Origin of the sequence: Mesorhizobium sp. NBSH29 (assembly GCF_015500055.1) — a bacterium.
Taxonomy (GTDB): domain Bacteria; phylum Pseudomonadota; class Alphaproteobacteria; order Rhizobiales; family Rhizobiaceae; genus Neomesorhizobium.
In genome coordinates, this window is record NZ_CP045492.1 from 2,648,084 (window position 1) to 2,660,792 (window position 12,709).

The following is a 12,709-nucleotide window of genomic DNA, read 5'->3' on the forward strand; positions in this document are numbered from 1 at the left end:
CGACCAATCCGTGCCCCTCTGTCTGAAGCCTGAGAGACTCGCGCAACCGGAACTCTGTCAGCGGCGCTTACACCTTCGGCGCGGGACGAATCATATCCCGACTTTCCAGAGCGTCTTTCCCGTCTACGGTTCTTTTGCCTGAGAGATTTCGGGCGATTTCCCCTTCGGCGGCTGCTTTCGCAGCTCTCTCCCGCAAACAGGTAGAGCCATTTCTGGCCCTCGACGAAATCGTCAATACCCTATGCCCGACACATTGTCACCTCCCGACGACATAGGTCGGGAAGTGTCTGCACAGGGGAATGTTTGCGGCTACTAGCTCGGGGAGATCCCGTCGAGATCCTTCTGGATGCGGCCAATAAGCTCGCCGGTTTCGACATGGAGCAGTTTCAGCTTTTCCAGCTGTGACGTCACATTATCGACCGTCTGCTCGGAGTTTGCCTCCGCCGGTGCCGTGCCGACGCCGTGCAAGAGCCAGGAGATCGAAACACCCATCATGCCGGCCAGCCGGTTCATCCGGTGCGAGCCAGGAAGCGAACGATCACTTTCCCATGCGTTGATGGTGGCTATCTTGACGCCCAGTTGCCAAGCAATCTCCTTGACGCTCAATCCGGCTGCATCGCGCGCCCGCGAAATACGTCCGCCGATTGTGTCCAGGTCGGGAATTTCTTCATAGATATTCATGGCGTCTGACATGTGCCGCTCTCCTGCCGCTGATTTGATTTATCGCGTGCGCCCGAATGGCCGGCACCTGTCCAACATAGGTCGGGAGGACAAAAACACAACCTCTAGGAGGGATTTCTGCGTGTTTTGGACGTCCAGACGAGCAATATACAACTTTAAGGAGATTTTACAGCTGTTGCAGCTGCTGCCGACTTCACACCTGTCCTTGGCTAGGCCCCTTAAGCGCACGGCGCACAATCTGGTCGAGCGCTCCAAGAAAACGCGAGCGGTCTGCCGGCGAAAAGCTGGCGTTAAATCCTTTGCTTTCTCCGGTCTCGCGCAGATGCTGCTTGAGGTCTCGCATCGCCACCGCCATGCCGATACTTTCTTCGGTGAAGGCTCTTCCTGTCATCCCCAGAACATGCGCGCCAAGCGCCACCGTGCGCGCCGCAAGCGGAATATCTGCGGTGATGACAATATCGTTGGCCTGCGCATTCTCGACAATCCAGTCGTCTGCGGCGTCCGCGCTTTTGGGTACCACGACATGCCTTATCATCGGATCGCGGGAAGGGCGCATGCCGCCATTGGAAACGAAGGTGACGATAAGCCCATAACGCTCCGCCACCTTCATCGCCTCCGCCTTTACCGGACAGGCATCCGCATCGACATAGATGACGGGCGCGATCTTTTCTGCTTCGCTCAATAGACCACGACCGAGCGGATGCTTTCGCCCGAGTGCATCAGGTCAAAGCCCTTGTTGATGTCCTCAAGCTTCAGGGTGTGGGTGATCATCGAGTCGATTTCGATTTTTCCATCCATGTACCAGTCGACGATTTTTGGCACATCGGTGCGCCCGCGCGCGCCGCCAAAGGCCGTGCCCATCCAGGTGCGACCGGTAACCAGCTGGAACGGTCGGGTGGCGATTTCCTGGCCGGCACCGGCGACGCCGATAACCACCGACTTGCCCCAGCCTCGATGCGAACATTCGAGCGCTTGGCGCATCACCTTGGTGCTGCCAGTGCAATCGAACGTGTAGTCGGCGCCGCCAATCTGGTCGGCACCGCGCTTGGTGAGGTTAACGATATGGGCAACGACATCGCCGTCGATCTCCTTCGGATTGACGAAATGCGTCATCCCGAACTTTTCGCCCCAAGGTTTTTTGTCGTTGTTGATATCGACGCCAATAATCATGTCGGCGCCAGCAAGCCTCAGTCCCTGAATGACGTTCAGGCCAATGCCGCCCAGCCCGAACACCGCTGCAGTCGCGCCGATCTCTACCTTGGCGGTGTTGATGACAGCACCAATGCCGGTGGTGACGCCGCAGCCGATGTAGCAAATCTTGTCGAACGGGGCGGCAGGATTAACCTTGGCCAGTGCGATCTCGGGCAGCACGGTAAAATTCGCGAAGGTTGAGCAACCCATATAGTGAAAGATCTTGTCCTTGCCGATCGAGAAGCGGCTGGATCCATCCGGCATGACGCCCTGGCCCTGTGTGGCGCGGATGGCAGTACACAAATTGGTCTTGCGTGAAAGGCAGGAAGGGCACTGGCGGCATTCGGGTGTATAGAGTGGAATGACATGGTCACCCTTTTTGAGTGACGTGACGCCCTTGCCGACATCGACCACCACGCCCGCTCCCTCATGGCCAAGAATGGCTGGGAAAATGCCTTCCGGGTCAGCACCCGACAATGTGAACTCGTCCGTATGACAGATACCGGTAGCCTTGATCTCGACCAGCACCTCACCCTCGCGCGGCCCTTCAAGATCCACTTCCATGATTTCGAGGGGCTTTCCGGCGGCAACGGCCACGGCGGCGCGCGTTTTCATGCTAAATTCCCTTCCATCGATTCAAGCCGCGGAACGTTTCAGGAAATCGGGCAGGGATCAAGGGAGGCGCGACATCTCTTGACCTTTCATGCGCCGCGCAGCATCGCTTGGCGGCGGAGAGAAAGACCATGTATGAAAACCTGACACTAGGAACATTGATGATCACGCTCACGGCGCTGATCCACACCTTCGGCCTGATTGCCATCACGAAGATGGAGAGCGTTCTGCAAAAGCATCAACACCCCATCATCTCGATGGCGACAACAGTGCTGGGCCTGTTCCTGCTGCTCACTGTCGAGGTGTGGCTGTGGGCGCTGGCGCACTATCATCTGGGCGTGATCGAGCACTTTGAGACAGCACTCTATTTTTCGCTCACATCTTTTTCCACGCTGGGCTTTGGCGACGTGCTGCCGGCCCGCGAATGGCGGATTTTTGCAGCGCTTGAAGGGGTGAACGGGTTTTTGCTGATCGGCTGGTCGACGGCGCACCTGATCGCCGCCAGCATTCGCGTCGGCCCATTCCGCACGGGCGAGCATTTTTGAGACGCGTACGCTGCGCTTGAGCAGCCCTGCATGAGCACATACAAGAACAAGCGCAGACTGACCGGGGGAATTCATTTGTTCAAGAAGATTCTGATCGCCAATCGCGGCGAGATCGCCTGCCGCATCATCAAGACCGCGCGGCGCATGGGCATCGCCACAGTGGCGGTCTACTCCGATGCAGACCGCGAAGCGGTGCATGTCGAGATGGCCGACGAAGCAGTACACATAGGTCCGGCTTCAGCCGCGCAAAGCTATCTGGTGCCCGAAAAGATCATCGCGGCGTGCAAGGAGACAGGTACGCAAGCAGTCCATCCTGGCTACGGCTTTCTGTCGGAGCGCGCGTCTTTCTGCGAAATGCTGGAAGCTGAAGGGATCATCTTCATCGGTCCAAAGCCCAAGGCGATCAAAGCGATGGGCGACAAGATTGAATCAAAAAAGTTTGCCAACGCGGCCAATGTTTCCACCGTTCCAGGCTGGCTCGGCGTGATTGAAAACGCTGAACATGCCGAAAAGATCGCCGGCGAGATCGGCTATCCGGTGATGATCAAGGCATCAGCAGGTGGCGGCGGCAAGGGTATGCGCATCGCCTGGAATGAGGCGGAAGTGCGCGACGGCTTTGACCGAGCGACATCGGAGGCCAAAAGCTCGTTTGGCGACGACCGCGTCTTCATCGAGAAATTCGTGGTCGATCCGCGCCATATCGAGATCCAGCTTTTGGCCGATGCGCATGGCAATGCGGTCTATCTCGGCGAACGCGAATGTTCGATCCAGCGCCGCAACCAGAAGGTTGCGGAAGAAGCGCCGTCTTCTTTCCTCGATGACGCCACACGCAAGGCGATGGGCGAACAGTCGGTGGCACTGGCCAAGGCCGTTGACTACCAAAGCGCGGGCACCGTCGAATTCATCGTCGACTCTGAGAAGAACTTCTACTTCCTTGAAATGAATACACGTTTGCAGGTCGAACACCCGGTGACAGAACTCATTACCGGCGTCGATCTGGTGGAACAGATGATCCGCATTGCCGCTGGCGAAAAACTGTCTTTCAGCCAGAAGGATGTGAAGCTCAATGGCTGGGCAATCGAAAGCCGTCTCTATGCTGAGGACCCATACCGCAACTTCCTGCCGTCCGTCGGTCGGCTGACGCGGTATCGCCCGCCTGCGGAAGGGCCTGCCGGAAGCGCGATCATCCGGAACGATACCGGCGTCACCGAGGGCGCGGAAATTTCGATGTTTTACGATCCGATGATCGCAAAATTGTGCACCTGGGCACCGAGCCGTATCGAGGCTATCGATGCGATGTCCGACGCTTTGGATGCCTTTGTCGTGGATGGCATTGAGCAAAACATCCCGTTTTTGTCGGCACTAATGCAGCATCCGCGCTGGCGCTCGGGCGATATTTCCACCGCCTTCATCGCCGAGGAATATCCGGACGGCTTTGCGGCGATTGCACCCGATGCCGACGAAAGCGCGGTGCTTGCTGCGATCGCAACAGCGGTAGAACTGGTGCGCCGCGACCGCCTCGACCGGATGACCGACCGGATGTCGCCGCATTCAGGTCGCCTGAAATGCGAATGGGACGTGAAGATCGGTAAAGATTATGTGCCGGTCATCGTCGCAGTTGGATCAACGACACGGCCGCTTGAACTTTCCCTGCAAATCGCCGACGGGCCTGCCATTTCGGTTGCATCTCATTGGCGTCCGGGCGACCTCGTCTGGCGCGGCAGGGTGGGTGGCACGGACGTCACCGCACAGCTGCGTCCGGCACCCAACGGGGTACGCATCGCCTGGAAAGGCATGGCGGTCACCGCGCAGGCGATGCTGCCGCGCACGGCGCAACTCGACCGCTTGATGCCGGAAAAAATCGCGCCTGATACGTCCAATTTGCTGCTTTGCCCGATGCCGGGTCTGGTCGTCTCGCTGGCGGTGACGGAAGGGCAAGAGGTCAAGGCAGGCGAGACGCTCGCGGTCGTCGAGGCGATGAAGATGGAAAACGTGCTCCGGGCGGAGCGCGACGTCACCGTGAAAAAGATCAACGCCAAGGCCGGCGACAGCCTCGCTGTCGATGCTGTCATCATGGAGTTTGCGTGACAAGCAGGGGGTAACCCGCCCGTCACGCTGGCACAGGCGCACCTGGTCCTATACGCTGGCCGGCATGGAATCGGATGTGAAATACGGTTGGGCCTGATGGCGGGCGATGTCACCACGCGTGACCCGCTTATGCGGGAAAAGCAGGAGCGGGATAGCCGTCCGCCAAGACCTGCGCGCCCGTTTATCCATTTGCGCGTCCATTCGGCCTATTCGCTCCTTGAGGGGGCGCTGCCCCTGACCAAGGTGGTGGCCCATGCAGTGCACGATCTGGCCCCGGCCATCGCCGTGACCGACACCAACAATCTGTTCGGCGCGCTGGAGTTTGCCCAGAAGGCGACGAAGGACGGTGTTCAGCCGATCATCGGCTGTCAGGTCGATCTGGCCTACCCCGAAGGGGGAGCCGATGGCCAGCGCAGCCATCAGCGCCGCAGTCAGATTTTGTTTCCGGTGGTTCTGCTGGCCGCCAACGAGACTGGCTATGCCAATCTGGTGCGGCTTGTCAGCCATATGTACCTGGCGGTTCCAGATTCCGATGGCGTCCACCTCCCGATGGCTGACCTTGAGCGGTTTGCGCCAGGGCTCATCTGCCTCACCGGCGGCGCACGCGGGCCGGTGGGTGCCGCACTCCTTTCAGGCGACAAGGACCTTGCCGAAACCCGGTTAGGCGAACTGAGCAATCTGTTCGGCGACAAGCTTTATGTCGAATTATCCCGCCCGGATGGTTATGATCGCGGCCTGGAAGCCGCGACCGTCGAGTTGGCCTACCGCCACGATCTGCCTTTGGTCGCCACCAACGAGGCGTTTTTCCCGTCCCGCGACGATTATGAGGCGCATGACGCGCTGATCGCCATTGCCGAGGGGTCGGTGGTGGCTTCGGATGACCGCCGCCGGCTATCGCCCGACAATTTCTTGCGCGCCCAAGCAGAAATGGCCGCACTCTTTGCCGATCTTCCTGAGGCCATCGACAACACAATAGAGATTGCCCGCCGCTGTTCCTACTATCCCCAAAACCGTGACCCGATCCTGCCGCGCTTTGCCGCCCGCGATGCCGAGGATGCCGTGGCAGCAGTGGTGGCCGAGGCAGAAGAACTGGCCCGGCAGGCTCGCGAGGGGCTTGCCATGCGCATTGCAACGCGCGGCCTGACCGAGGGTTTTGAGGTTCGGCAATACGAAGAACGGCTGGAATATGAGCTTGGCATCATCACACGGATGAAGTTTCCGGGCTATTTCCTGATTGTTGCCGACTTCATCAAATGGGCGAAGGTTCAGGGCATTCCCGTCGGCCCTGGCCGTGGATCGGGTGCCGGCTCGCTGGTCGCCTACGCGCTCACCATCACCGATGTCGATCCGCTGCGCTTTTCGCTGCTGTTCGAACGCTTCCTCAATCCCGACCGCGTGTCGATGCCCGATTTCGACATCGATTTCTGTCAGGATCGCCGCGAGGAGGTGATCCGTTACGTGCAGGCCAAATATGGCCGCGACCAGGTCGGTCAGATCATTACCTTTGGTACTTTGCAGGCGCGCGCCGTGCTGCGCGATGTTGGGCGCGTGCTACAGATGCCGTATGGTCAGGTCGACCGCCTCTGCAAGATGGTGCCGTCGAACCCTGCCAACCCGGTGTCGCTGGCAAAAGCCATCGAGGGCGAACCGCGCTTTGGCGAGGAGGCCGAAAAAGAGCCGATCGTCCAGACACTGCTCGACATGGCGCAAAAGCTCGAAGGGCTCTACCGCCACGCCTCCACCCATGCCGCGGGCATCGTCATTGGCGACCGACCGCTGTCAGAACTGGTGCCGATGTACCGCGACCAGCGCTCGGATATGCCGGTCACTCAGTTCAACATGAAATATGTTGAACAGGCCGGGCTGGTGAAATTCGATTTTCTTGGCCTGAAAACGCTGACCGTGCTGGAGACAGCGGTCAAGCTGATCATGCGGCGCGGCATCGACATCGACCTGGCGACCATCCCGCTTGATGACCCGAAAACCTACGAGATGCTGTCGCGCGGCGAAGTGGTCGGCGTGTTCCAGGTGGAATCGGCTGGCATGCGCAAGGCGCTGATCGGCATGAAGCCTGATCGCATCGAGGACATTATTGCGCTGGTGGCGCTCTATCGCCCCGGTCCGATGGAAAACATTCCGACCTACAATGCCCGCAAGCATGGCGAGGAGGAACTGGCATCCATTCACCCGAAGATCGATCATCTGGTCAAGGAAACGCAGGGCGTCATTGTCTACCAGGAACAGGTGATGCAGATCGCGCAGGAACTGTCGGGCTATTCGCTCGGCGAAGCCGATCTGCTGCGCCGCGCCATGGGCAAAAAAATCCGCGCCGAGATGGACAAGCAGCGCGAGCGCTTTGTGTCGGGTGCCATGGAGCGTGGTCTTCTGAAGCCGCAAGCCGACTTCATCTTCGACCTTCTGGCAAAATTCGCCGATTACGGATTTAACAAATCGCACGCCGCAGCCTACGCTATCGTCTCCTACCAGACTGCCTATCTGAAGGCCCATTATCCGGTCGAGTTCCTGGCCGCGTCGATGACGCTCGACATGTCCAACACCGACAAGCTGGCCGACTTCCGCCAGGACGCGCTGCGCCTTGGCATTGAAGTGTCGCCGCCCTCGGTTACATCATCCTTCCGCGCTTTCGAGGTGGCGGAGAACCGCATCTTCTATTCGATGGCGGCCATCAAGGGTGTGGGCGACGCCGCCGTCGAGCATATTGTCGCCAAACGCATGGAACGGCAGTTCGAAAGCCTCGCCGATTTCTGCGAGCGCATCGATCCGCGCATTGTCGGCAAACGGGTCTTCGAAAGCCTCATCATGGCCGGCGGCTTCGATTGCTTCGGCCACGACCGTGCTTCGATGCTGGCCGGCGTCGAGCGGATGATGGGCATGGCCCAGCGCGCGCAGGAAAATGCCCTGTCGGGGCAATCCGATATTTTTGGCATGGCCAATGGCGGCCAGGCGCCGACGCTTCTTCTGCCCGCCGCCGAACCATGGTCGCCAGCGGAAAAGCTGCACCGCGAATTCCAGGCGGTCGGTTTCTATCTCTCGGCCCATCCGCTCGATGAATACAAGGAACTTCTGGCCAGGATGAGGGTGCAGAACTGGGCGCAGTTTTCCGCCGGCGTCAAGCAGGGCGCGACTGCCGGCAGGCTGGCCGGCACGGTCACCTCCAAGCAGGAGCGCAAGACCCGCACCGGAAACAAGATGGGCGTGATAGCCTTCTCTGACACCACCGGCCAGTACGAGGCTGTGCTGTTCTCCGAAGGGCTGGCACAATACCGCGACATGCTGGAAGCCGGCCGTTCGGTCGTTATCACCGTCGCTGCTGAAGACCGCCCGGAAGGCGTCAATCTGCGCATCCAGACGGTTCAAATTCTCGATGAGATGGCAAGCCAGATGCAGGGGGCCTTGCGCGTCTATGTGCGCGATCCGTCCTCCCTGCCGACCATCTCGGCCCAACTTTCTGCAAAAGGCGAGGGGCAGGTGAGTTTCGTGGTCATCAAGGAGGGCGGCGCCGGCGAAATCGAGATCGAACTGCCGGAGCGAAAACGCATTTCTCCCCAGATAGCCGCAGCGATGCGGGGCGTGCCGGGCGTGGTGGAAGTGGAACTGGTTTAAGCGGAGCCTACGAACTCGGCAGGTCCGCCACCGTCGCCTTGCGCCGCGAAATGTTGAAGAGATTGCCAAGCAGGATCAATGCCGCGCCGATGGCGGTGAACATATCGATCTGCTCGCAATAGACGAGATAGCCGAGTAAAGCGGTAAGCGGCACGCGCAAAAAGTCCATTGGCACGACAACCATGGCATCGGCGTAAGCCAGCGCCCGTGCCATGCAAAAGTGAGAAAAAGTTCCCGAAAAAGCGATCAGCATGATCCACGGCCAGACACTCGCAGGCGGCGTGCGCCAGACCCATAGAGCCGGGATCAACCCGATCACCGACTGGATGATGACCATCCAGAAAATGATGCGGACGACGCTTTCGGTGCGGGTCAGCGCCTTGACCAGCACGATCGAGACAGCAAACCCGACGGCGCCTGCCAGCATCACCAAATGGCCGGGCTCGGCCGCGCTGGTGCCCGGCCGCACGATGACCGCCACGCCGATAATCCCAAGCACAAGGGCCGCGATTTTGGCCCGGCTGAGCCGCTCGCCGAGATAAAGCACAGCCAGAATGGCCGTCCAGAAAGGCGTGGTGAACTCAATGGAGACCACTTCGGCTAGCGGAATGAGCGTGAGAGCATAAAGCCAGGAGAGCTGTCCGAAATAATGCGCGGCGTTGCGCCCGATATGGGCTGCAGGGCGTGCCGTACGCATCGCCGCCCACCCGCCCGCCAGGTGAACCAGCGGCAAAAGCATGAAAAAGCCGATCACCGAGCGCATCTCCATGACCTGAAACACATTCAGGTCGCGCGTCGTCTCGCGCCCGGCAAGCGCGGTCACGAGCATCAGGAAGAGCCACCCGGCCATCCATAGGGCTGCTTTGGGAATGGACGCTGTCTCGGTCATAGCAGACTGTTCTTGGCAGGCCCTGCCACAGGGGTCAAACACTAGCGCTGCCTATCGGCTGGGCCAGCCGGGAGTGGACGTCATTCGTCAAGCGGCTCGGGCGGATGGGCGTTGCGGCCTTTGCCAAAAGTATAGCCCGTCTCGACGGCGCTACGCCCGAATTTCCCCCGCAGCGTATCGATTGCGCCTTCAGCTTTGGCGCGCTTTGTGGCTTGCGTGTCGACCAGATCGGGTGGATCAGCCCGACTGTCATCCGACAACTCGCTGACGCCGATACCAAGCAGCCGGTATTTTGTGCCGTCGGTTTCCTTGGCCAGCATTTGCAGCCCGGTCAGGAAAATGCGGTCAGCCAGACGGGTCGGATCGCTGAGCTGCCGGTTGCGGGTGCGCAGTTTGAAATCCTGTGTTTTGAGCTTCAGCACGACCGTACGCCCGGCGATGCCAGATTTCTTCAGGCGTGCCGAAACTTTTTCGGCAAGCGCCCGCAGGATAGGAACCAGATCGGCAGCCGTCGCCAGATCGGTGTCAAAGGTAGTTTCTGCCGAAACGCTTTTCGCATCATGGTCGGGCTGGATGCTGCGCTGATCAATCCCGCGCGCAAGGTGAAACAGCCGGTCGCCCATGCTGCCGTAGCGCTGCGCCAGCTCGCGCCGTTCCAGTTTTTGCAACTGGCCGATCATGGTAATGCCGTCGCGTGCCAGCGTCGCTGCAAACGACTTTCCAACGCCCCAGATCAGCGTCACCGGTTGTTCAGCCAGAAACCCCAGCGCCTCGGCCTCGCCGATTACTGAAAAGCCGCGCGGCTTGCGAAAATCCGATGCCACCTTGGCGAGGAACTTGCAGTAAGACAGCCCGGCCGACACGGAGATACCAATCTCGCGTTCGACATCAATGGCAAACTGCCCGAGCACCTGCGCCGGCGGGCGGCCATGCAGCCGCTCGGTGCCGGAGAGGTCCAAAAAAGCCTCGTCGATGGAAACAGGCTCCACCAGCGGCGTCAGCGCTTGCATCATCTGGCGCACCTCGCGCCCGACGCGCACATATTTTTCCATATCCGGTTTCACCACGACCGCCTGCGGGCAGGCTTCCAGCGCCTTGAACATAGGCATTGCCGAGCGCACGCCATTGATGCGCGCGATGTAGCAGGCAGTCGAGACAACGCCACGCTTGCCGCCACCGATGATCACCGGCTTGTCCTTCAGCGCGGGGTTGTCGCGTTTTTCCACCGCCGCGTAGAAGGCATCGCAGTCGACGTGCGCAATTGTCAGACGGTAAAGCTCGGGATGGCGTGTCAGTCGCGGGCTTCCGCACGCTTGGCAACGCTTCGCGTCACCGTGCTGCGGGGTCATGCAGTCGCGGCAGAAACCGTGGTTCGGATCGTTGGCAGGTGTCGGCATGGGCGCGAACAGAATAAGAACATTTAAAGTTTAGGTGACGTAGGCGAGTCGTACAAGACGGGCGAGAGGCCATGACGACTGCGATTTGAACCGTTAAACGTTTGATTGAACGTGTGCGACGCCTAGGGCCGTGGCGATTTTCGGCACGGCGTCGTCCCAGCCTGATGTCGCCGTCACACCATCGGGCAGCGCCGGCATCACCGCACGAAACCCGTCATGCAGCATCAAGTGAAAAAGATGCGCATCGGATACCGCCTCGCGGACGGAAACATGGTTGTGCGCAATGTCATCCACGAAGGCGACGGGACGTGGCTTGAGCCCACGCAACGAACGGATTGCCGGGCCCTTCGGGTGCTCGGTGGTGAGCAGCGGGTAGGGGAATCCCAGCGTATCAAGCAAGGTGCGGCGGGTGGCGCGGTGGCGATGTGGCATGGCCGTCAGCATGACGATTTCAATATCGTTCGCCAGTTCGGCCAAAGCCTGGGAAGCGCGCTCGCCTGGCGTCTGCCACTCGACCTGGAAGGCAAAGAAATCGGTCAGCAGCGTTGCGACACGTTCATCGTCCAGCGCCGCGCGTGATTTCGCGTCGACGATATTGCCGCGTAGCTTGAAGCTCTGCGTCTGAAGCGCAAGATCCTGCGCTGCGAGAAAGCGAATGAATGGCCCGACAAATTCGAGCAGCACCTCGTCCACATCGACCACCAGAAGCGGTCGGGTGTCACGGGCAAGTTCGGCAATCTGCCTTGCAGTCTCGGGATCATCGCTCATGGGAATTGCCTAAATTGAACTGTCGTGGAAATCATCGCCTTGCGGAAGGGCCCGTTGCGCGGCAAGGATGGCACGCGGCGGCGTGCCAGTCGCTTCGGCAAAGCGCAGTAATGTCGGCTCATGCGCGGCGATGAATTGGAGAACTCCGGCGAGAAATCCCGGTTCCAGCGCTGCAGCGCGTATGGAGCTCACCTCGATGCCGGTCAGCGCAAGGAAGCGCGGCAGCAGTTCTGGGTCTGCCGCAATAAAACCCAATGCCGCGATGGCAACAGCCTCAGCATCGGATGGCGTGGTGGTGTCTTTAAGCATAATGGTGTCCTGCAACGATAAATTCCACTTTCAGCGCGTTGTCATTGAAAGTCGACAGGTTACGCAACGCACTTAAGTAGATATGCTAAAAAAGCGAGATCGGTTTCCGTTTCGTCAATCATCTATCATTATCGTCCGCATCAAGATTCGTATGTCGGGATTGGTGTAGGCGGTTGTTGGACAGGCCGGACTGATGCCGAATGGGGAAGTGATGCCTAAGAAAGTCATGATAGTCGAGGACAACGAGCTCAATATGAAGCTCTTTCGCGACCTTATCGAGGCCAGCGGCTACGAGACCGTGCGCACCCGCAACGGGCTCGAGGCGCTTGATCTGGCACGTGAACATCGCCCCGATCTCATTCTCATGGACATTCAGTTGCCCGAGGTTTCGGGATTGGAAGTGACGAAATGGCTGAAACAGGACGATGATCTTCACGTCATCCCGGTCATTGCCGTCACTGCTTTTGCGATGAAGGGCGACGAGGAGCGCATTCGCCAGGGTGGGTGCGAGGCCTATATCTCCAAGCCCATCTCGGTCCCACGTTTCATCGAAACCATTAAATCATATCTAGGCGACGCCTGATGGCCGCTTTTGGGGAGCTCTT

The 12,709-nt window shown here is 59.6% G+C and carries 11 protein-coding genes and 1 riboswitch; of the genes, 4 read left to right on the top strand and 7 right to left on the bottom strand.

All coding sequences use genetic code 11. From position 1 onward, the window contains the following. Positions 1 to 116 precede the first annotated feature (116 nt). A riboswitch (glycine riboswitch) is annotated at positions 117 to 203 on the bottom strand. 109 nt (positions 204 to 312) lie between these two features. The 3 genes from GA830_RS13240 to GA830_RS13250 all read right to left on the bottom strand — a co-directional run bounded on the left by GA830_RS13240 (position 313) and on the right by GA830_RS13250 (position 2,487). Next, positions 313 to 693, bottom strand: coding sequence for a helix-turn-helix domain-containing protein (locus tag GA830_RS13240; protein ID WP_195162303.1), 381 nt, complete (start codon positions 691 to 693; stop codon positions 313 to 315). 181 nt (positions 694 to 874) lie between these two features. Further along, positions 875 to 1,363: a YaiI/YqxD family protein gene (locus GA830_RS13245; RefSeq protein WP_258045431.1), complete on the bottom strand. Its 489-nt coding sequence runs from the start codon at positions 1,361 to 1,363 to the stop codon at positions 875 to 877. Beyond that, positions 1,360 to 2,487 carry an S-(hydroxymethyl)glutathione dehydrogenase/class III alcohol dehydrogenase gene (locus GA830_RS13250; RefSeq protein WP_195162304.1) on the bottom strand — a complete coding sequence of 376 codons (1,128 nt, stop codon included), beginning with the start codon at positions 2,485 to 2,487 and terminating at the stop codon, positions 1,360 to 1,362. The genes GA830_RS13245 and GA830_RS13250 overlap by 4 nt, the downstream gene beginning before the upstream one ends. Positions 2,488 to 2,645: 158 nt before the next feature. Between GA830_RS13250 and GA830_RS13255 the strand changes: the two genes are divergently transcribed. The 3 genes from GA830_RS13255 to dnaE all read left to right on the top strand — a co-directional run bounded on the left by GA830_RS13255 (position 2,646) and on the right by dnaE (position 8,741). Continuing rightward, a complete protein-coding gene (locus GA830_RS13255) occupies positions 2,646 to 3,029 on the top strand; it encodes a potassium channel family protein (RefSeq protein ID WP_258045432.1) in 384 nt (127 codons plus the stop codon). Positions 3,030 to 3,104: 75 nt separating this feature from the next. Next, positions 3,105 to 5,117, top strand: a complete 2,013-nt coding sequence (locus GA830_RS13260) for an acetyl-CoA carboxylase biotin carboxylase subunit (protein WP_195164943.1) — start codon at positions 3,105 to 3,107, stop codon at positions 5,115 to 5,117. A gap of 96 nt (positions 5,118 to 5,213) precedes the next feature. Continuing rightward, positions 5,214 to 8,741: a DNA polymerase III subunit alpha gene (gene dnaE, locus GA830_RS13265; protein ID WP_195162306.1), complete on the top strand. Its 3,528-nt coding sequence runs from the start codon at positions 5,214 to 5,216 to the stop codon at positions 8,739 to 8,741. A gap of 7 nt (positions 8,742 to 8,748) precedes the next feature. Here the strand turns inward: dnaE and GA830_RS13270 are convergent, their stop codons facing one another. The 4 genes from GA830_RS13270 to GA830_RS13285 form a co-directional block, all read right to left on the bottom strand. Continuing rightward, a complete protein-coding gene (locus GA830_RS13270) occupies positions 8,749 to 9,630 on the bottom strand; it encodes a DMT family transporter (protein WP_195162307.1) in 882 nt (293 codons plus the stop codon). 80 nt (positions 9,631 to 9,710) lie between these two features. Continuing rightward, positions 9,711 to 11,027, bottom strand: a complete 1,317-nt coding sequence (locus GA830_RS13275; protein ID WP_441338657.1) for a DNA polymerase IV — start codon at positions 11,025 to 11,027, stop codon at positions 9,711 to 9,713. Between the two features lie 93 nt (positions 11,028 to 11,120). Next, a complete protein-coding gene (locus GA830_RS13280; protein ID WP_195162308.1) occupies positions 11,121 to 11,795 on the bottom strand; it encodes a hypothetical protein in 675 nt (224 codons plus the stop codon). A gap of 9 nt (positions 11,796 to 11,804) precedes the next feature. Beyond that, positions 11,805 to 12,104, bottom strand: coding sequence for a DUF3572 domain-containing protein (locus GA830_RS13285; RefSeq protein ID WP_195162309.1), 300 nt, complete (start codon positions 12,102 to 12,104; stop codon positions 11,805 to 11,807). A 211-nt stretch (positions 12,105 to 12,315) separates the two neighbouring features. Here GA830_RS13285 and GA830_RS13290 point away from each other — a divergent pair, with 211 nt between their 5' ends. Beyond that, positions 12,316 to 12,687: a response regulator gene (locus tag GA830_RS13290; protein WP_195162310.1), complete on the top strand. Its 372-nt coding sequence runs from the start codon at positions 12,316 to 12,318 to the stop codon at positions 12,685 to 12,687. Positions 12,688 to 12,709 lie beyond the last annotated feature (22 nt).